This window comes from Streptomyces sp. NPDC041135, assembly GCF_055592085.1.
Genome location: NZ_JBVIYZ010000003.1, coordinates 60,803 through 80,446, shown reverse-complemented (window position 1 = coordinate 80,446; position 19,644 = coordinate 60,803). Strand labels below are relative to the sequence as shown.

Here is a 19,644-nt window from a genome sequence, read left to right as displayed (position 1 = left end):
CGGTAAGGCGGGCCGAGCGGCTCACGCGCCGACGGCGGACGGTTCGGAGAAGGGGATGGGAGGACGAGTCGGTGCGAGGTCGGTGCGGGGTCGGTGCCGCGATCAGCGGGGAGACCGGCGGCGGGACAGCGGCGGAAAAAACTTCTGATGGGTCGGGAACCGGAGCGGATCGCCCTCCGTTCTCACTGTGAACGGCTGATCACTCAGAGCTACATATGAGGGCGTGAGGTCCGGTCCCGGATCATGAGGGCGGCCCGCTTGGCGGGCAGGTCGACCTCGGCGGCGAACCGGAAACCCGCGCTCAGGAAAGCGGACACAGAGGGGGTGTTGCGAAGGTCGGGTTCCGCCACGACCCGTGCGCAGGCGGGTCGCCGGTCGAGGACGAGATCGGCCACGGACCTGAGCAGCGCGGAACCCAGCCCGCGGCCCCGGTCGGCGACGGCGCCGATCAGGAGGTGGACGCCGGTGTCGTGCGGGCGGGCCGGATAGTGGCGGGCGAGCGGGTCGAGGTCCGCCCGGTAGATCTCCCAGTAACTCATCGGCGTGCCGTCCAGCACACCGAGGCACGGCACGCTGCGCCCGTCCCCGTCGAGCTGTGCCCGCAGGTGGTCCTGCGTACGGATCTCGGGTCCGGCCAGTTCCCAGAACGCGGACACGGCGGGGTCGTTCATCCAGCGGTGCACGATCGGCAGGTCGCGCTCGACCCGCACGGGCACCAGCTGGAAGAGACCGGCGGACGTGGCGACCGGCCCCCAGGCACCGACGTCGTCGAGCAGGTCGTCCTGCAGCAGGTCGTCGTCGGCCACGCTCAGGCGGCCGCGGCTGCCCGCGCCGGCCGGCTGTCCGGTGAGGAGAGCGAGGAGTTCTTCGGGCAGCCGCAGGTCCAGCGTGTCCTCGCTGTCCCCGGTGCCCATCGTGTCCGTGCGGAAGCCGGACTCCGCTCCGGTCGCGGGGCGGGCGGAGGCGGAGCGGGCGGAGCCGGCGTCGGCGTCGGCGCTCGCGTCGGTGGGAGGCACGGTGCGCTCCTTTCAGCAGGGAAGGTCGGTTGGGTGGGAGAGGTCGGTCGTGGTCCCCGGAGATGACATGCGGGCGCGGCGAAGGGCGGGGGCGATTGTGCTCAGGAGTAGAGGGGGTTGGCGATGGTGACGTAGACGGACTGGGTGTCGACCGGGCCGACGAGTTCGTCGAGGCCGTGCAGCCGGGTCAGCAGGTTGGCCTTGCAGCGCAGTACAGGTGAGTCGAGCAGGAGGGCGGGCAGGGGCGTGCGCAGTGCGGTGGGACCGGTGGCGATGTCGGTGAGAAAGCGGCGGAAGGCCGCGAGCAGCAGTCGTTCGTCGGCGAGGTGCTGGGAGCCGAGAGCGCCGATCAGACCGAGGACGTTGTTGACGGCGAGGTAGTACGCGAAGCGTTCGTCGGTGACGTCGTCGGGGACGAAGGTGTCGCTGTGGTCACCGATGCCGGGCAGTCGGGCGTCGAGTCCGGCGCGGCGGGACTCGCGGAAGTAGTAGCCCTGGTTGTCGCGGTAGCGGCCGCCGGCCGGCCAGCCGTCGGCGTCCAGGAGGAGCAGCGTGTTCTGCTGATGGGCCTCCAGCGCGATCCCGGCTTCGCTGTCCAGCCACAGCACGGGGCGTACGACGTGCTCCAGGTAGCGCAGGAACCACTCGGTGGCGACGGCGGCGAGCGGGCGGCCGGACCGCTCGGCGAGCCGGGTGAGGATCTGGGCGAGACGCGAGCGGAAGGGGGCTGCGCCGGGCTGCGCGGAGAAGCCGAGGTCCCGTTCGGGCAGGGGCCGGGGCGAGAGGAGCCCGGCGACGCAGGAGACGTCGTCGGCGGGGGTGAACGGGTTGTGCCTGATGACGACGTCGAGCCCGGGCACCGGCTCACCCTCGGGATCGTCGACGGCGAGCCAGGCGGGGTCGCGGACGATGTCGAAGCCGGGGTGTGCGGCCTGCCATTCCTTGCCCAGGCCACCGCGCAGGAGGCGGTGCACCTCGAGGCCGCGGTGCAGTTCCTTGCGGAGGTTCTCCCGGCGGGAGTTGGTGATCCGCAGAGCCAGCGACAGCTTGAGCATCGCGGGGGCGCCGGTCCGGTGGACGGTGCGAACGGAGGATGTGGGGTGCCAGTCGGGACCGCAGGGGCCGAGGTCGCGCAGCAGGCCGGAGCCGAGGAGGGCCGCGGTCCGCGGCCGGTGCCGGACCTCGCGGGCCTGCCAGGGGTGCAGGGGCAGGGCGGCGTATCCGTCGGGCAGGTCCGGTCCGGCACCGGCGAGTCGGCGGATGAGCCGGTCCGCGGGGACGGGGCGGCCGCGCTCGGTCCAGGCCGAGTCGGCCGCGAGGAGGGAGGGGGCGACGGCCATCCAGTGCAGGGGGAAACAGCCGCGCAACTCCGGTGAGTACAGGCGGGCCTCGGACTCGGTCAGGCCTTCGCGGCTCTTCGGGGCCGGGTGCAGGGGGTGGCCGAGGAGGAGCGCCTGTTCGGCGGCGAGGAAGAGATCGGGGCCGTCGGCCGGGTGAGCACGCCGGTCGGTGATGAAGGTGGCGGTGCGGTGCACGGAGTCGGCCACCCTGGCGACGAGGTCGGCGCCGCCGTCCGGGCCGGTGGTCTCCGGGATGGGCGTGGAGCCGTGAGCCGTCGTGGTCGCCTCCCGGGCCAGCAGGGCCGCGAGGGTGACGGCGTCGACCGGTGGGGCGGTCGTGGGGGCGTCGGCCAGGCGTGGCGGCCCGAAGCGGTGCCAGCCGGTCGGCGACCAGTGGTGGACCGGCACGTCCAGGACCGTGCCGGTGGCGGGCAGCGGGATGCGGAGGGTGTCGGCGGCGGGTGCGGGGAGGTTCTTCTCCCGCGCCCAGCAGCGGAGCAGGTTGTCCACGGCGGCGGCCTGGGCGGCCGCGTGGGGGGCGGGCTGCTCCAGGAGGTCGTCGGCAGGTTCGTAGGGCTGTGGCGACGCCGGGATGCGCCGCTTCTGCTGGGGAACCGACTCGGTCGGCGACACGGAGGACGGGTGGGTGCCGTGGTCTCCGTGGTCGTCGGGGTTGTGGGAACTGCCGTGGGGGCTGGGGATGGCGTTCAAACCGGTTCCTCGGGAGCTGGGATCGGGAGGTTCGCTGCCGGCTGCGGCGAACGGAGGTGGCGGGTGACGGACTTGGTGGTCCGCGGGCGAGGCGTGGGTGTCGGTGCAGGGGTCCTGATGGGGAGGTGGCGCGGTGAAGGGTGGGGGGACTGAGATGAGTTGTGCCGCGGAGGGAGCGCACCGATCCGGACACCGGCGTCCGAACCGGAATCGGCACCGGTACCGGAATGGGCACTCGTATCGGCTTCGGTGCCGGTGCCGGGCCGGGAGCCTCGGCGGCGGGGCGCTGCGTGTCCGCGGGCTGTGGTGGCGCCCGGTGTGCCGGCCTGGCGGGGTGGGCGGGGCACCTGGCCTAGGGCGTACCTTCCGCACGGCGGCCCTGCTGCCGGTGTTGCCGCGGCTCGCTCGGCGGTCCGGGCCGGCCTGGCTCCCTCGGCCGTATGGGCTGTTGGGGCTTGGCGGCTTGGGGGGTCTGCTGCCGGGGCCGTGGAGGCTGCGGGCGGTGGTCCGTCCGGTCCCGGGCGACCGCTGCCACCGCGTCGGCCAGGCGGTCCAGTACGGCATCCGCCTGCTCGTCGCTGATCGTGAGGGGCGGCAGCAGGCGTACGACTCCGGCGTGGCGGCCGCCGAGTTCCACGATCAGGCCGCGGCGCAGGCACTCCCGCTGGACGGCGGCGGCGAGTTCCGGGGCGGCGGGGAGCGGGACGCGCGCGGGCTCCATCCCCGGCACCGGCGCACCGGATCCGCCGGGCGGGGCCCCGGTGTCCCCCGGTTGCCGTTCGCCGCCCGGACACCGTTCCCGTTCCTCCTCCCGGTGGTGTTCCTTCGCCGGGTGATGTTGTCCGCCCTCCGGATCGACCAGTTCCACGCCGATCATCAGTCCCCGTCCGCGCACCTCACCCACGCAGGCGAAGTCGTCCTGGAGTGTCCGCAGTTGAGCGAGCATGCGGGCGCCGAGGTCGGCCGCGCGGGCGGCCAGGCCGTTCTCGCGGACGTGAGCGAGGGTGGCGGTGCCCGCGGCCATGGCGAGTTGGTTGCCGCGGAAGGTGCCGGCGTGGGCGCCGGGTTCCCAGACGTCCAGGTCGTCGCGGTAGACGATGACGGCCAGCGGGAGGCTGCCGCCGATGGCCTTGGACAGGACCATCACGTCGGGGGTGACGCCGCTGTGCTCCACGGCCCAGAAGGCACCGGTCCGCCCGACGCCGGTCTGGACCTCGTCGGCGATCAGCGGGACGGACCGGTCCGCCGTGATCCGGCGCATGCGGCGCAGCCAGGCGTCCGGAGCGGGGATCACGCCGCCTTCGCCCTGGACGGGTTCCAGGATCATCCCGGCGGGCAGCGGGACGCCGGACTTGGGGTCGTCGAGGAGGGACTCGGTCAGACGGGCGGCGAGTTCGGCGCCGTGCGGGCCGCCGACACCGAAGGGACAGCGGTAGTCCTGCGGGTAGGGGGCCCGGGCGACCCGTGTGTCGGGGGCGCCGCCGGACGCGGCCAGGGCGTCGGCGGTCATCCCGTGGTAGGCGCCGGTGAAAGCCAGGATGCCGGTGCGCCCGGTCGCGGCTCTGACCAGTTTGAACGCGGCCTCGACGGCGTCCGTGCCGGCCGGTCCGCAGAACTGGACGCGGGCCCGGCCGGCGAGACCCGGGGGCAGGGTGCGGAACAGTTCGGTGATGAAGGCGTCCTTGACCGGGGTGGCCAGGTCGAGGACGGAGAGGGGGGCGCCCGAGTCGAGCACCTTGCGGATGGCCTCGAGGACCACCGGGTGGTTGTGGCCGAGGGCGAGGGCTCCGGCGCCGGAGAGGCAGTCCAGGTAGCGGCGGCCGTCGGCGCCCTCGATGGTCAGGCCGCGCGCCCGCACGGGCACGATCGGCAGGGACCGGGCATAGGTGCGCGCCGCGGACTCACGGGCCGACTGCCGCCTGAGGATGCCCTCGTACGCGGCGCCCGTTCCCCCGCACGTCTCCCCAGCCACCGATTCGGTCACGGCCACGGCTCGCTGTCCTCCCCGCTGTCCGGTGTCCAGAGGCGATCTGATCCGCGGGGACCGGGCACAGGCAGCAGGCCCCCCACCGCTACCAACCGCGTGCCGCTCCTCCGGTTACGGGTTGCACCAAGATCCTTGCCGTCCCAGCGGGGCCCGGCACGCGCGGCGCGGTCCGCGGGCATTCCCTCGCCACCAGGTCGTCGCCGGGCGCCGCCGCGCCCGCGGCACCGGCCCGCAATGCCTCGCCGCCTCCGCTACGGCCTCTGTTGGACGGGTCGTATCGGGGAACCCGGAAGCCCGTTCGGCACCACCACACAGGTTCCACTGGCCTCACACGCAAGGGAGTGCCGCTGATGCACTCGGTGACCAAGGGTCTGCTGGCCGGAGCGGCGGGCACCCTCGCACTGGACGTGATCACGTACACGGACATGGTGATCAGGGGCCGGCCCTCCAGCGGGACCCCCGCCCAGGTCGCGGAGCGGCTCGCCGAACGGGTCGGCGTCGACCCGGGCGACGAGGAGACGGGTCCGCCCCGGATGCAGGGGGCGGGGGCGCTGCTCGGCTACCTGACCGGGCTGGGGGTCGGTGCGGCGTACGGGTTGTGGCGCCGCCGGGGAGGCCCGCTGCCGGTGTGGGCGGCCGGACCGCTGCTCGGGGCGGCGGCGATGGCCGGCAGCGACGTACCCGCCACCGCGCTGCGCGTCACCGACCCCACCACGTGGGACGCGACGTCATGGGTGTCCGACATCGTCCCCCATCTGGGGTACGGGCTGACCACGGCCGCGGTGTACCGGGCGCTGCGCTGAACGGGCGTCCGGCGCATCCGGACCCGGGGGCATCCCCGGCGCTTTTCGGGGCACCCAGTGCCTCGCGACGCCGCCGCGTGATCCGTTCCTCGCCCCGCATCCCGGCGGACCGGCCCCTCGCGGACGCGGCCGCGCGACCAGCACGAGCCCTGCGCCGAGGGGTCGGCGAGTGCTGCCCGAGGCGCTCATCTGTCGGTCATGTGACTCACATGTGGAGACGGTGAGGCTTGTGAACGTCTCAAAAGGGCACTCGGTAGGCCCGGAGCTGCGAAGTGTCCCGTGCGAACCCGACGCGGCACCGGACCGGTCAGGAGGCAAGGGGAGATCGTGACGTTGCGCATCGGTGTAGAAGAAGAGTTCCACGTGCTGGACGTGGAGAGCGGCAGGCTGGTCCCACGGGGCCGAGCCGTGCTCGACCGGCTCGACAGACCGGGATTCACCACCGAGCTGCAGCAGTCGGTGGTGGAGAGCAACAGCCGGGTGCACGACACCCTGGACGGTCTGTACGCGGACCTGTCTGGGGCCCGGCGGGACCTGGACGCGGCGGCCTCCTCGCTGGGCCTCGCCGCGGTCGCGGCCGGCACCGTTCCCCTGGCACGGGTCACCTCCCGGGACGTCACGGCCGACCCGCGTTACCGGCACATGGTCGACGAGTACCGCAGGGTCGCCGACGAGCAGCTGATCTGCAGTGCGCAGGTCCACGTCGACGTGCCGGACCGGGACACCGCCGTACGGGCCATGTGCCTGGTGTCGCCGTGGCTGCCGCCGCTGCTCGCACTGTCCGCCAGCTCACCGTTCTGGCTGGGCTCGGACACCGGGTACGCGAGCTGGCGGACCATGCTCTGGCAGCGCTGGCCCACCGCGGGACCCGCGGGCTGCCACCCCGACGCCGCCTCCTACGACGCGACGCTGGAGGAGCTGATCCGCTCGGGCGTCATCACTGACGCCGGGATGGTCTACCACGACGTCCGGCCCTCCGCCCATCAGCGCACCCTCGAACTGCGGATCTGCGACGCGAGCCCGCGGGTGGAGACGGTCGTCCTGGTCGCCGGCCTCTTCCGGGCGCTGGTGCGGGACGCGTGCGACCGGCTGGCCCGCCGGGACGGGCCGCTGTGCGACGGCCGCCACGAGTGGCTGCGGGCCGCCACCTGGCGGGCCGCCCGGTCCGGCCTCGAGGGACCGCTGGTCCACCCGATCACCCGCCGGGCCGTGCCCGCCCGCGTGGCCCTGCACGGGATGCTGGCCCGGCTGCGCCCGGCGCTGGAGGCGTCCGGCGACTGGGAGACCGTGCGCGAGCTGCTCGGGGAGGCCCTGGCCGTCGGCAGTGCCGCGCACCGGTTGCGCCGCGCGGCCGAGGACGAGGATCTGCTCGCGGCCATCGACCTCATGGTCGCGGAGACCCGTGGCGACGGCCGGTCCGCGGCCGCGCTGTCGCCGAGTCGCGGCACCCGCCGTCCGCGCCCGGTCGCCCGAAGCGCCTGAGCGGCGAGCGGTCCGGCCCGCGCGCCGCCCGAGCAGCACGCGCTGCCCGTACCGGCCCCTCGCACCGGCCGTCACCGCCGCCCCCCGGCGCGGCCGCCACCGCCATCGCCACCGCGCCCCGCGGCCTACGCCATCCGACACCATCGAAGTGCCTTTCCAGGAGAGTCACAGAGCCATGTGTTACGACCCCGCCAGCCCGGCCGCCGCCGCGCCGCCCGTCACCGTTGTCACCGCTGTCACAGCGGCCTCGTCGACCGCCGCCGCCTCACCGACCGCCCCGTCCTCCGCCGCGGACCGGCCGCTGCCGTCGGGCGGCCGAGCGGAGCACGAGGAAGGGAGGTCCGTGCGATGTGCGGGTTGAGCGGCGAAATACGCTTCGACGGCGGACGGCCCGACCTCGCCGCGGTCGAGCGTATGACGGACCGGCTGGCGCCGCGGGGGCCCGACGGGCGCGGACTGTGGTCACAGGGCGCGGCCGCCCTGGGGCACCGCCGGCTGAAGATCATCGACCTGTCCGAGAACGGCGGCCAGCCGATGGCCGACCCGCGGGCGCGCATCGTCGGCGTCTTCAACGGCTGCATCTACAACTACCGTGAGCTGCGCGCCGAGCTGGTGGGTCGCGGTCACGAGTTCTACTCGGACTCCGACACCGAGGTGGTGCTGAAGGCGTACATGGAGTGGGGGACGGCCTGCGTCGAGCGGTTCCTCGGCATGTTCGCCTTCGTGATCGTCGAGCAGGACAGCGGGCGCGTGGTGCTGGCCCGCGACCGGCTCGGCATCAAGCCGCTGTACCTCACGGAGGCACCCGGCCGGCTCCGGTTCGCCTCCTCGCTGCCCGCGCTGCTGGCGGCGGGCGGCGTGGACACGACGCCGGATCCGGTCGCCCTGCACCACTACCTGAGCTGGCACGCCACCGTGCCGGCGCCGCGCACGATCCTCACCGGTGTGCGCAAGCTGCCGCCGGCCACCGTCCGCGTGGTCGAGCCGGACGGCACCCAGCAGGAACACTGCTACTGGCAGCCGGAGTACCTCCGGCGTCCCGAGTACGCGGGGCTGTCGGCGGAGGACTGGACGGACGCGGTGCTGGAGTCGCTGCGCAGCGCCGTACGCCGCCGGATGGTCGCCGACGTGCCGGTCGGCGTGCTGCTGTCGGGCGGCCTGGACTCCAGCCTCATCGTGGCGCTGCTGGCCGAGGAGGGGCAGACGGACCTGGCCACCTTCAGCGTGGGCTTCGAGTCCGAGGGCGGCGAGGAGGGCGACGAGTTCCACTACTCCGACCTGGTCGCGCGGCATTTCGGTACCGACCACCACCAGCTCATGGTGCCCTCCGACCGGGTCTCCACGGCTCTGGACGCCTCGGTGCACGCGATGAGCGAGCCCATGATGAGCCACGACGTGGTCGCCTTCCACCTGCTGTCCGAGCAGGTGGCCAAGGAGGTCAAGGTCGTCCAGAGCGGGCAGGGTGCCGACGAGGTGTTCGCGGGTTACCACTGGTACCCGGACATGGCGCGGGCGCCCCGGCAGCGGGCGGCCGAGGCGTACGCCGGCACCTACTTCGACCGGTCGCACGCCGATCTCGCGCGGATGCTCGAACCCGACGTGCTGCCCGGCCGCGACGTCTCCGGTGACTTCGTGCGCGCCCATATGGCGCTGCCGGGCGCGGAGACCGCTCTGGACGCGGATCTGCGGCTGGACACGCACGTGCTGATGCCCGACGACCCGGTCAAGCGGGTCGACAACATGACCATGGACTGGGGTCTGGAGGCCCGGGTGCCGTTCCTCGACCACGAACTGGTCGAGCTGGCCGCCGCCTGCCCGCCGGAGCTCAAGCTCGCGGACGGCGGCAAGGGCGTGCTGAAGGCCGCGGGCCGCAAGGTGCTGCCGCGCGAGGTGGTGGACCGGCCCAAGGGGTACTTCCCCGTTCCGGCGATCAAGCACATGGCCGGACCGGTCCTGGAGCGGGTCCGTGAGGCCCTCGGCGCTCCGGAGGCCAAGGCACGGGGCATCTTCCGCCAGGAGTACGTGGCCGAGCTGCTCGAGGCGCCCGATGCCCACCGCACCAGGCGAGGGGCGAACACGCTGTGGCAGGTAGCTTTGCTGGAGATATGGCTGCAGACGCACGGAATCCGCTGACCGGCCGCTGGGCGCCCGTCCCCTGGGCGCCCCGGCCGACCGGCCCGCGGCAGGCACAGGAACCCGGCCCCGCCCCGGGGCCCTCCGTCACGCCGCCAGCCGGGACCACCACCCCGGACATGACCGAGGCCGGGCGGCCCTGCCCAGAGGCGGCACACCGCCCGCCGGCCCCGGACGCGGCGCCGCAGGCCCCGTCCGGGCCTGGTCCGGGTCCGGCGCATCACCCGTTCGGCCCAGATCGGCCGCACGCCGCACCTGATGCGGACGCGACGCCGCACACCCCGAGCGCGGGCCCGGCATCCCACCCGCCCGGCACGGGCGCGGCGCTCCGCCCGTCCGGCCCGGGCGGATCCCTCGACCCGTCCGGACTCCCGGACGCGGCGCACCGCCCGTCGGACCTGGACTCGGCACTGCGGCCTATAGGCGCGGACCCGGTGCTGCGCCCGTCCGGCCAGGACTCCCGGCCGCGCCCGGCCCACGCGGCGTCCGAGACCCACCCGACCGGCCCCGACTCCGGGACCCGTCCGGTCGGCGCGGAGGCCGCGCACCGGTCCTTCGGGGCGGACGCGCCGTCCCGGCCGCTCGGCGTCGACGCGGCGCCCCGGGTGCGGACCGTCTCCGCCGTCGGGTTGCCGGACGGCTCGGATGCGGTGCGCGGGCCCGTGACCGGGCTGGGTGCCGGTTCCCGCTCCGGACCGGGCAGCGCCCGTCCCGCGCCGGCGCTGATGATCCTGCCGGACGCGGCGTCCCGGCACGACATGCCGGACCTCGTGACCGCGCACGGCTGCTGGTATCCCTCGATGGACCCCGGCGGCCGGCAGGTGGCCTTCATCTGCGACCGCACCGGCGTGCCGCAGCTGTGGGCGGGACCCGTCGACGGTGACGAGGTGCGTCTGCTGGACACCGATCCGCATCCGGTCAGCGAGGTCTCCTGGTCCCCCGACGGCCGGTGGATCGCCTACACCGTCGCCCCGGGCGGCGGGGAGCACACCCGGGTGCTGTGCGTGCGGCCCGACGGCACGGGCCGGCGCGTCCTGGCGGGCGGGGAGCCGGACACCTCCGCCCACCTGGGCTGCTGGCAGCACGACGGCTCGGCCCTCGCGGTCACCGTCGCCGAGGCACCGGCGACCGCCCGTCCGGGGGACCAGGGTTCCGACCCGCTGCACCTGGCCTTCGACCCGCCGCACCTGGGTTTCGGCGAAGGCGCCGCGACCCCGCCGGCCGGCTGGACCAACCGGGACGGCGCCGCGTACCCGCTGACCGGGCCGTCGGACCGTACAGGACCGTCGGACCGTACGGGGCCGTCGGCGCGGCGCTTCGTGAGCGACTTCGTGGAGGACGTCGCCGCGGAGGGCGGCCTGGCCCGTTCCGGGGAGCCCTCGGCCAAGACGCTGTCCGTGTACCTGCTCGACCCGGAGGGCATCGCCTCCCCCGCCCGGCTGGCGAGTGAGCCCGGCGCGGCGAGCCTGCGGGCGTGCGACCTCAGCCACGACGGCCGGTTCGTCCTGCTGCGCCGGGGACCGCGCGGCCGCCGCGAGGCCGTGGTCGTGCGCACCCGCGATCTGCGGGCCACCTGCGCGCTGCCGGTCGCCGACGGTGATCCGTACATCGGCGCGTTCGCGCCGGACGGCCGGACGGTGTGGCTGCGCAGCGATCACGACCGTGAGTACGCGGCCCTGTGCGCCCTGCGGCTCGGCCCGGAGGGGGAGCGGCTCGGTGTCACGGCCGCCGTCCACCGCGACGGCGCCGGCCTGGAGCTGCTGGCGCTGGACCGGCACGGCGGCGGCGCCGTGCTGTCCTGGAACGTCCGGGGCGTCAGCGAACTGGAGGTCGTCCGGCTGTCCCCGGCCGAGGCACTCGCCCCCACCGCCCCCCACGCCATGGCGACCGCGGCGCCGGAGGACCGAACGGGCACGGGCACGGTCCCGCCGCCCGAAGGCACCGGTACGCCCGCGGCCGGCGCCGGCGTCACGCCCTCACCCCCGCCTCCTTCCTCGCCCTGGTCCGACGGCGTACTGACCGGCTCCGCCCGTTCCGTGTCGCTGCCGCACGAGGTGGTCACCCGGGTGGCCGTCACCGACGACCCGGACGCGCCGGTGGTGGCGCTCTCCGGGTCGCAGCGCCGGCCCGGCGTGTGGTGGCTGCCGCAGGGGGCCGCCCTGCGCACGCCCTGGTCCTCCCGGGACCAGGACGTGACCGGCGGCGGCCGCCCGCCCGTGCGACCGGTGCCGCTGCGGCCGGTGGCGCGCGACGGGCTGCACCTGGGCGGCTGGTACTACCGCTCGCCCGGCCGGGCCTCCCGGGAGGCCGCACCCTGTGTGCTGCACCTGCACGGCGGCCCCGAGGAGCAGGCACGGCCGGAGTTCGACCCGCTGTACCACGAGCTGCTGGGCCGGGGGCTGGACGTCTTCACCCCGGATGTGCGCGGCTCCTCCGGCTACGGCCGCTCCTTCGTGGACGCGGACCTGGGCCGGGGCAGGTTCGCCGCCATCGAGGACGTGGCGGACTGCGCCGCCCACGTCGTCCTGGCCGGTCTGGCCGACCCGCGGCGGCTGGCCGTGATGGGCCACTCCTACGGCGGCTACCTCGTGATGGCGTCCTTGGTCTGGCACCCGGAGCTGTTCCGCACCGGTGTCGCGGTCTGCGGGATGTCGGACTTCTCCACCTTCTTCGCCGGCACCGAACCCTGGCTCGCGCAGTCGGCGGCGCACAAGTACGGGCATCCGGAGCACGACCGCGACCTGCTGCGCGAGCTGTCCCCGATGAGCCGTACGGAGGCGCTGCGCGCGCCGGTGCTGGCGGTGCACGGCGAGCACGACACGAACGTGCCGCCCGGTGAGTCCCGGCAGTTCGTCCGGGCCGCCCGCGAGCACGGGGTGGAGGCGGAGCTGCTGCTCCTGCGCGACGAGGGGCACTACTTCCAGCGGGCGGACAGCCGTCGCACCTTCCGCAGGGCGGCCGCCGACTGGATCGAACGGCACCTCGCGGGCTGACCCCGCCCCGCCGGACGCGGGCGCCCCGGGCGGCGCCGAGCCGCGGACACGGGCGCCGAGTCGTGGACGGGGTGCCAAGTCGCGGACGCAGGCGCTGAGTCGGCAGAGATGATGGCTGGTCAGCCGCTTGTGGCCGAACCGTTGCCGTTCCGTCGGAAGTCCCCCACAGCGACCGCATAGTGTGTGATGCCGTTCCGTCAACGCCGTGAGCCAGGCATGAACTCCCCATGAGTGCGCGCCGGTCGCGCGGCCGCAGCGCCGAGTTCCTTCACAGCAGGGGGAGTCACCACCATGCGATCCATACGGCCGTCCTTCACCGTCCGCCGAGGGAGGGGCGCCGGGCGCGGGACCTTCCCCGCGCTGGCCGCGGTCGCGCTCGCCTCCGCGCTGGCACTCACCGCGACCGCCTGCGACGGGGACGGCGGTGACGACGCCGACGCCAGGCCGACCGCCACCGTGACGGGTGCGGACGGCGGCATCAAGATCCCCGACGACCTCAGGGACAAGCTCAAAGAGCACGGCATCGACATCGACAAGTGGAAGCACGGCGCCTGGAAGAACTGGAACCGGGACGACTGGCTGCGCGAGGCCAACGACTTCGTCAACCCCATCATCAAGGGCCTGTGGGACCCGGACCGCATGCGCGGCGCCGACGACCCCGACCGGGGCGTGGACACCGCCGACATCTCCGGTGACCAGGGCGTGACCGACCCGGCGCCGGCGCCGGTGGAGGCACAGAAGGTGCGGGCGCCGTACCACAGCGCCGCGGCCACGGCCGGCAAGCTGTTCTTCGACTCCCCCGAGGGCACGATGGTCTGCTCGGCGACGGTCGTCGAGGACCCGGCGCACCCGGGCAGGTCCAACCTGGTGTGGACGGCGGGCCACTGCGTGCACGCGGGCAGGAAGGGCGGCTGGTACCGCAACGTCGCGTTCGTGCCGTCGTACAACGACGCGGGCCGTTCGGCCGCCGGACTGCAGGACGCGACCCGGGAAGAGGTCGCTCCGTACGGCGTCTGGTGGGGCGACGGGGCGCAGACCTCGCAGCAGTGGATCGAGCAGGGCGGCGAGACGGGCGGGGAGGGCGCCTCGTATGACTTCGCGGTCATCCATGTGACGCCGGAGCAGGGCAACGGCGGCAAGTCGCTGGAGGAGACGGTCGGTTCGGCGCTGCCGGTGAACTTCGACGCCCCGGCCGTGCCGGACGTGCGCTCCCTCACGGCGACCGGGTACCCGGCGGCGCCGCCGTACGACGGCCAGCTGCTGTACCGCTGCCAGGACGCGCCCCGGCGGCTGTCGATCAGTGACTCCGACCCCACGATGTACCGCATCGGCTGCTCGATGACCGGCGGGTCCTCCGGCGGTGGCTGGGTGGAGACGGGCTCGGACGGCAAGCCGGCGCTGGTGTCCAACACGTCCATCGGCCCGGTGACCGCGGGCTGGCTGGCGGGCCCGCGCCTGGGTGACGTCGCCGAGGGTGTCTACGAGTCGGTCAGCAAGAAGTTCGCCGGCCGGTAGCACGAAGGCCCCGCCCCCTCGGCCGAGGGGGCGGGGCCTTCGCCGTGCGCGGGCCTTCGGCCCGGATCAGGTCGCCGAGGCGGCGGGCGTGTACGGCGTCAGTTCCGCCGCCAGTTCCGCGTGCACCCGGAGCTTGAGCAGGGTGCCCTCCGCGGTGTGCTCCTCGGAGATCACCTCGCCCTCGGTGTGGGCGCGGGCGACCAGCTTGCCCTGGGTGTAGGGCACGAGCGCCTCGATCTCGACCGAGGGCCGGGGCAGCTCGGCGTCGATCAGCGCCAGCAGCTCGGCCATGCCCTGGCCGGTGCGGGCCGAGACCGCCAGGGAGCGCTTCTCGTTGCGCAGCAGCCGCTGGAGCACCAGCGGGTCGGCCGCGTCCGCCTTGTTGATCACGACGATCTCGGGCACGCCGGTGGCGCCGACGTCCCGGATGACCTCGCGCACGGCGGCCAGCTGCTCCTCGGGGGTCGGGTGCGAGCCGTCGACCACGTGCAGGATCAGGTCGGAGTCGCCGACCTCCTCCATCGTGGAGCGGAACGCCTCGACCAGGTGGTGCGGCAGGTGCCGTACGAAGCCGACCGTGTCGGTCAGCGTGTACAGCCGGCCGCTCGGGGACTCCGCCCGGCGGACGGTGGGGTCCAGGGTTGCGAACAGGGCGTTCTCGACCAGGACGCCCGCGCCCGTGAGGCGGTTGAGCAGCGAGGACTTGCCGGCGTTGGTGTAGCCCGCGATGGCGACGGAGGGCACCTTGTTGCGCTTGCGCTCCTGCCGCTTGACCTCGCGGCCGGTCTTCATCTCCGCGATCTCCCGGCGCATCTTCGCCATCTTCTCGCGGATCCGCCGCCGGTCCGTCTCGATCTTGGTCTCACCGGGACCACGGGTGGCGAGGCCGCCGCCCTTGCCGCCGCCCATCTGGCGGGACAGCGACTGACCCCAGCCGCGCAGCCTCGGCAGCATGTACTGCATCTGCGCGAGCGCGACCTGCGCCTTGCCCTCTCGGGACTTGGCGTGCTGGGCGAAGATGTCGAGGATCAGGGCCGTACGGTCGATGACCTTGACCTTGACGACGTCCTCGAGGTGGATCAGCTGGCCCGGGCTCAGCTCACCGTCGCAGATGACGGTGTCCGCGCCGGTCTCGATGACCACGTCCCGCAGCTCCAGGGCCTTGCCGGAGCCGATGTAGGTGGCCGCGTCGGGCTTGTCACGGCGCTGGATGACGCCGTCGAGGACGAGCGCGCCCGCGGTCTCCGCGAGGGCGGCCAGCTCCGCGAGGGAGTTCTCCGCGTCCTGCACGGTCCCGGACGTCCACACGCCGACGAGCACGACCCGCTCCAGGCGGAGCTGGCGGTACTCGACCTCGGTGACGTCCTCAAGTTCGGTGGAGAGACCGGCCACGCGGCGCAGTGCCGCGCGCTCGGAGCGGTCGAACTGGTCGCCGTCCCGGTCTCCGTCGATGTCGTGGCTCCAGGCGACGTCCTCTTCCATCAGGGCATCGGCCCGAAGACCTTCGGGGTAGGCGTGCGCGAGGCGCTTGGCGTCCTGGGAAGGGGAAGAAGAGGAGGTCATTGGTTCCTTACGTCGATGGTTGACCTGTCCGGCCGGCAGCTCCGGCCTTCGAGGGGTACAACGCGCGGGTACCCCGGGAGATTCCCGGGTCCACGCCGCCCGGTCCGCGGCCGACGACACGATGGTCCCACGCGGTGACCCGTCCCGTCACTGCGTTATCCCGGGTCCGACCGGGCCGGCCGGGCCGGCCGGCCGAGGGGCCGCCGGGGAACCGCCGGAAGGCCGAGCGTCATCTGCGGGGCGTCTTCGCCGGCGCGGCCGTACGCCAGTCCGGGTGCCCGGGCATCGGCGGGGTCTTCGCGCCGTACAGCCAGTCCTGGAAGAAGCCGTGCAGGTCGCGCCCGGAGACGGTCTCAGCGAGCCGGACGAAGTCGGCGGTGGTGGCGGTCGAGTCGCGGTGCTCGAGCACCCAGATCCGCTCCAGGCGGTCGAAGGCGCGGGCGCCGATCTCCTGGCGCAGGGCGTACAGCACCAGTGCGGCGCCGTCGTAGACGTTCGGCCGGAAGATGCTGATCTTCTGGCCCGGCGCGGGCGGCTTGGGCAGGGCGGGCGGCCCGCCGGAGGCCCGCCAGCGGTCGGAGGCGCTGTAGGCGGCCTTCATCCGGGCCGCCATGGGCCGGTCGGCCTTCTCCTCGGCGTACAGGGCCTCGTACCAGGTGGCGTGCCCCTCGTTCAGCCACAGGTCGGACCAGGTTGCGGGGCTGACGCTGTCGCCGAACCACTGGTGGGACAGCTCGTGCACCATGACCGACTCGACGTACCAGGCCGGGTAGGCGGGCTCGGTGAACAGGTCCTTCTCGAACAGGGAGAGGGTCTGGGTCTCCAGCTCGAAGCCGGTGTCGGCCTGGGCCATCAGCAGACCGTACGTCTCGAAGGGGAACAAGCCGACCTTGCTCTCCATCCAGGCGATCTGGTCGGGCGTCTTCGCCAGCCAGGGTTCCAGCGCCTTGCGGTCGCCGCTCGGCACGACGTCGCGGACGGGCAGGTCGTGGGGGCCGGTGCGGTGCAGGACGGTGGAGCGGCCGATCGACACCTGGGTGAGTTCGGTGGCCATGGGGTGGCGGTTGCGGTAGGTCCAGGTGGTGTGTCCGCCGGAGCGTTCGACGCCGGCCGGGAGGCCGTTGGCCACGGCCGTGTAGCCGTCCGGGGCCGTGACGTGGATGGTGAACATCGCCTTGTCGGAGGGGTGGTCGTTGCACGGGAAGACCAGGTGGGCGGCGTCGGCCTGGTTGGCCATGGCGAGGCCGTCGGTGGTGCGCACCCAGCCGCCGTCCTGGCCCTTGGCGGAGACGGGGTCGCTGGTGTGCCGCACGGTGATCCGGGTCCAGGTGCCCTGGGGCAGCGGCGTCTCGGGGGTGACGACCAGGTCCTCGCCCGCCGCGGCGAACGCCGCCGGGCGGCCGTCGACGTCGACCGAGGTGACCTCGCCGTGCGCGAAGTCGAGGTTGACGCGGTCGAGCGCGGTGGTGGTCCGGGCGTCGATGACGGTGACGGCCCGCAGCGGCTTGTCGTTGGCACCGGAGTAGGTCAGGGACACGTCGTACGCGGCGACGTCGTAGCCGGGGTTGCCCAGGTTCGGGAAGAGGCGGTCGCCGACGCCCAGGGGGGTGGCCGGGGCGCTCGCGGCGAGGAGGCAGACGGAGACGGCGGCGGCGAGGAGTGCCGCCCGGCGGCGCGCGGAGGTGCCGGTGTCCGGGCGGGGCGGCCGGGTGGTGCGGGGGGTGAGCAGCATGCACCACCGCTACCAGCGCGCACCGGGGCCGCGTGGGCGACGCGCGCCCGGCCCACTCGAACGGGTTGCCCGGGGCGCGTCCTCAGGAGGCCGGTGCCTGGTGCTGAGCCCGGCCGACGTCGTAGACGCCCGGCACGTCGCGCATCGCGCGCATCAGGGCCGGCAGGTGGGCGGCGTCGGGAAGCTCGACGGTGTAGGTGTGGCGGACCTGCTGCTGGGTGGGGGGCTCGACGGTGGCGGAGACGATCTCGGCGCCTTGCAGGGCCATCGCCTCGGTGAGGTCGGCCAGCAGATGGGGGCGGCCGAACGACTCGGCGACCAGGGTGACCCGGCAGGCGGTGGTGTCGCCCCAGCGCACGCCGACCTCCGCGCGCCCTACGCCCTTCATGTGCGCCACCGCGGCGCACTGCGCGCGGTGCACGGTCACCACTCCCCCGCGCACGGCGAAGCCGGTGATCTCGTCGGGCGGCACGGGCGTACAGCATCCGGCGAGGCGTACGCCGGCGCCGGGGCGGTCCACCAGGACGTCGGCGCTCAGGGGGCGCGCGGACGGAGTGACGGGGCGCGAAGGGCGTGCGCCTGGGTCCTCGGCGGTACGGGTGCGGGGCTCGGCCGCGTCGGCACCGGGGTCCGTGCCGGGTGCGGGCCGCCCGGAGCCGGCCGGGTGCGGGTCGGCGGCCGCGTCCGGGCCGCCGTCACCGGCCCCGGTGTCGTCGCCGCCGGCCGGGTGGGCCGTCAGCCAGCGCTGGATGGCGATGCGGGCGGCCGGGGTGTGGGCGTGCTCCAGCCACTCCCGGGACGGCTCGGAGGCCGGGTCCTGGCCCATGAGGAGCTGCACGGTGTCGCCGTCGCGCAGCACCGTGCTGATGGGGGCCAGCCGGCCGTTGACGCGGGCGCCGATACAGGCGTGGGCGTCGTCGCCGTACTGCGCGTACGCGGCGTCCACGCAGCTCGCGCCTTCGGGCAGGCCCAGGGTGCCGCCGTCGGGACGGAAGACGGTGATCTCGCGGTCCTGGGCGAGGTCCTCGCGCAGGGTGGACCAGAAGGTGTCCGGGTCGGGCGCCGCCCGCTGCCAGTCGAGGAGGCGGGAGAGCCAGCCGGGGCGGGTGGGGTCGGCGCGCTCGCCGTCGGCCGGGTCGCCGGAGGCGGCGGCGCCGGGCGTGTCCGAGGCGGCGGTGCCGGAGCCCGGGGCGTCGGAGCCGGGGGCGTAGGGGTTGCCGAGCGCGACCACACCGGCCTCCGCCACCTTGTGCATCTGGTGGGTGCGGATGAGGACCTCGGCGACCTGGCCGTCCGCGCGGGCGACCGCCGTGTGCAGCGACTGGTAGAGGTTGAACTTCGGTACGGCGATGAAGTCCTTGAACTCCGACACCACCGGGGTCAGGCAGGTGTGCAGCTCCCCCAGGACGCCGTAGCAGTCCGCGTCCTCGTTGACCAGCACCAGCAGCCGGCCGAAGTCGCAGCCGCGCAGCGGTCCGCGCTTGCGCGAGACGCGGTGGAGGGAGACGAAGTGCCGGGGCCGGATGAGGACCTCGGCCGGGATGCCGGCCTCGCGCAGGACCTGGCGGACCTCGTCGGCGATCTCCGCGAGCGGGTCGTCGGGGCGGGCCGCGTTCTCGGCGATGAGTTCCCGGGTGTGGGCGGCCTCCTCCGGATGGAGGATGGCGAAGACCAGGTCCTCCAGTTCCGTCTTGAGCGCCTGGACGCCGAGCCGTTCGGCGAGCGGGATGAGGACGTCGCGGGTGACCTTGGCGATCCGCGCCTGTTTCTCGGGGCGCATGACACCCAGGGTGCGCATGTTGTGCAGGCGGTCGGCCAGCTTGATCGACATCACGCGCACGTCGCTGCCCGTGGCGACGAGCATCTTGCGGAAGGTCTCGGGCTCGGCGGCCGCGCCGTAGTCGACCTTCTCCAGCTTGGTGACGCCGTCGACGAGGTAGCGGACCTCCTCGCCGAACTGCTCGCGCACCTGCTCCAGGGTCACGTCGGTGTCCTCGACCGTGTCGTGCAGCAGCGAGGCCGTCAGCGTGGTGGTCTCGGCGCCCAGTTCGGCCAGGATCAGGGTCACGGCGAGCGGATGCGTGATGTACGGCTCACCGCTCTTGCGCATCTGGCCGCGGTGCGAGGACTCGGCGAGCACGTAGGCCCGGCGCAGCGGCTCCAGGTCCGCGTCGGGGTGGTGGGCGCGGTGCGCCTCGGCGACGTGGCCGATCGCGTCGGGCAGCTTGCCGCGCGCGGTGGGGCCGAGCAGCGCGGCCCGGCCGAGCCGGCGCAGGTCGATCCGGGGGCGGGCCTTCCTGCGGGGCGCTGCGGCGGCAGCAGGACCAGGGGTCGCGGGGTTCGTGGCCTCCGCACTCATGGGCACCTCC

The 19,644-nt window shown here is 74.2% G+C and carries 11 protein-coding genes; 5 read left to right on the top strand and 6 right to left on the bottom strand.

Going from position 1 to position 19,644, the window contains the following annotated elements; all coding sequences use genetic code 11:
• Positions 1 to 209 precede the first annotated feature (209 nt).
• From ACZ6CZ_RS08685 to ACZ6CZ_RS08675, 3 genes are all read right to left on the bottom strand, one after another.
• Positions 210 to 1,016, bottom strand: a complete 807-nt coding sequence (locus ACZ6CZ_RS08685) for a GNAT family N-acetyltransferase (RefSeq protein WP_469016745.1) — start codon at positions 1,014 to 1,016, stop codon at positions 210 to 212.
• Positions 1,017 to 1,117: 101 nt separating this feature from the next.
• The gene (locus ACZ6CZ_RS08680; RefSeq protein WP_469016742.1) at positions 1,118 to 3,067 is read right to left on the bottom strand and encodes an IucA/IucC family protein; all 1,950 of its coding nucleotides are present in this window, start codon (positions 3,065 to 3,067) and stop codon (positions 1,118 to 1,120) included.
• Between the two features lie 352 nt (positions 3,068 to 3,419).
• On the bottom strand, positions 3,420 to 5,057 hold the full coding sequence (locus tag ACZ6CZ_RS08675) for a diaminobutyrate--2-oxoglutarate transaminase family protein (protein ID WP_469016740.1): 1,638 nt from the start codon (positions 5,055 to 5,057) through the stop codon (positions 3,420 to 3,422).
• 347 nt (positions 5,058 to 5,404) lie between these two features.
• Here ACZ6CZ_RS08675 and ACZ6CZ_RS08670 point away from each other — a divergent pair, with 347 nt between their 5' ends.
• From ACZ6CZ_RS08670 to ACZ6CZ_RS08650, 5 genes are all read left to right on the top strand, one after another.
• The gene (locus ACZ6CZ_RS08670) at positions 5,405 to 5,857 is read left to right on the top strand and encodes a hypothetical protein (protein WP_469016738.1); all 453 of its coding nucleotides are present in this window, start codon (positions 5,405 to 5,407) and stop codon (positions 5,855 to 5,857) included.
• A gap of 327 nt (positions 5,858 to 6,184) precedes the next feature.
• Positions 6,185 to 7,339 (top strand): carboxylate-amine ligase, encoded by a 1,155-nt coding sequence (locus ACZ6CZ_RS08665; RefSeq protein ID WP_469016736.1) that lies wholly within the window; start codon positions 6,185 to 6,187, stop codon positions 7,337 to 7,339.
• 348 nt (positions 7,340 to 7,687) lie between these two features.
• Positions 7,688 to 9,472 carry an N-acetylglutaminylglutamine amidotransferase gene (locus tag ACZ6CZ_RS08660; RefSeq protein WP_469016733.1) on the top strand — a complete coding sequence of 595 codons (1,785 nt, stop codon included), beginning with the start codon at positions 7,688 to 7,690 and terminating at the stop codon, positions 9,470 to 9,472.
• A 725-nt stretch (positions 9,473 to 10,197) separates the two neighbouring features.
• A complete protein-coding gene (locus tag ACZ6CZ_RS08655) occupies positions 10,198 to 12,465 on the top strand; it encodes a S9 family peptidase (RefSeq protein ID WP_469017876.1) in 2,268 nt (755 codons plus the stop codon).
• A gap of 291 nt (positions 12,466 to 12,756) precedes the next feature.
• On the top strand, positions 12,757 to 13,980 hold the full coding sequence (locus tag ACZ6CZ_RS08650) for a trypsin-like serine peptidase (RefSeq protein ID WP_469016731.1): 1,224 nt from the start codon (positions 12,757 to 12,759) through the stop codon (positions 13,978 to 13,980).
• Positions 13,981 to 14,046: 66 nt separating this feature from the next.
• Here ACZ6CZ_RS08650 and hflX read toward each other — a convergent pair whose 3' ends face one another.
• The 3 genes from hflX to ACZ6CZ_RS08635 all read right to left on the bottom strand — a co-directional run bounded on the left by hflX (position 14,047) and on the right by ACZ6CZ_RS08635 (position 19,634).
• Positions 14,047 to 15,543, bottom strand: coding sequence for a GTPase HflX (hflX, locus tag ACZ6CZ_RS08645; protein ID WP_469016729.1), 1,497 nt, complete (start codon positions 15,541 to 15,543; stop codon positions 14,047 to 14,049).
• A 229-nt stretch (positions 15,544 to 15,772) separates the two neighbouring features.
• Positions 15,773 to 17,275, bottom strand: coding sequence for a M1 family metallopeptidase (locus ACZ6CZ_RS08640; RefSeq protein WP_469016726.1), 1,503 nt, complete (start codon positions 17,273 to 17,275; stop codon positions 15,773 to 15,775).
• 82 nt (positions 17,276 to 17,357) lie between these two features.
• Positions 17,358 to 19,634 (bottom strand): RelA/SpoT family protein, encoded by a 2,277-nt coding sequence (locus tag ACZ6CZ_RS08635; RefSeq protein WP_469016723.1) that lies wholly within the window; start codon positions 19,632 to 19,634, stop codon positions 17,358 to 17,360.
• Between the last annotated feature and the right edge of the window lie 10 nt (positions 19,635 to 19,644).

Coding starts and splice junctions, on each gene's coding strand:
- ACZ6CZ_RS08670 (WP_469016738.1), top strand. CDS start 5,405: ATGCACTCGGTGACCAAGGGTCTGCTGGCCGGAGCGGCGGGCACCCTC.
- ACZ6CZ_RS08660 (WP_469016733.1), top strand. CDS start 7,688: ATGTGCGGGTTGAGCGGCGAAATACGCTTCGACGGCGGACGGCCCGAC.
- ACZ6CZ_RS08655 (WP_469017876.1), top strand. CDS start 10,198: ATGATCCTGCCGGACGCGGCGTCCCGGCACGACATGCCGGACCTCGTG.
- ACZ6CZ_RS08650 (WP_469016731.1), top strand. CDS start 12,757: ATGCGATCCATACGGCCGTCCTTCACCGTCCGCCGAGGGAGGGGCGCC.
- hflX (WP_469016729.1), bottom strand. CDS start 15,543: ATGACCTCCTCTTCTTCCCCTTCCCAGGACGCCAAGCGCCTCGCGCAC.
- ACZ6CZ_RS08640 (WP_469016726.1), bottom strand. CDS start 17,275: ATGCTGCTCACCCCCCGCACCACCCGGCCGCCCCGCCCGGACACCGGC.
- ACZ6CZ_RS08635 (WP_469016723.1), bottom strand. CDS start 19,634: ATGAGTGCGGAGGCCACGAACCCCGCGACCCCTGGTCCTGCTGCCGCC.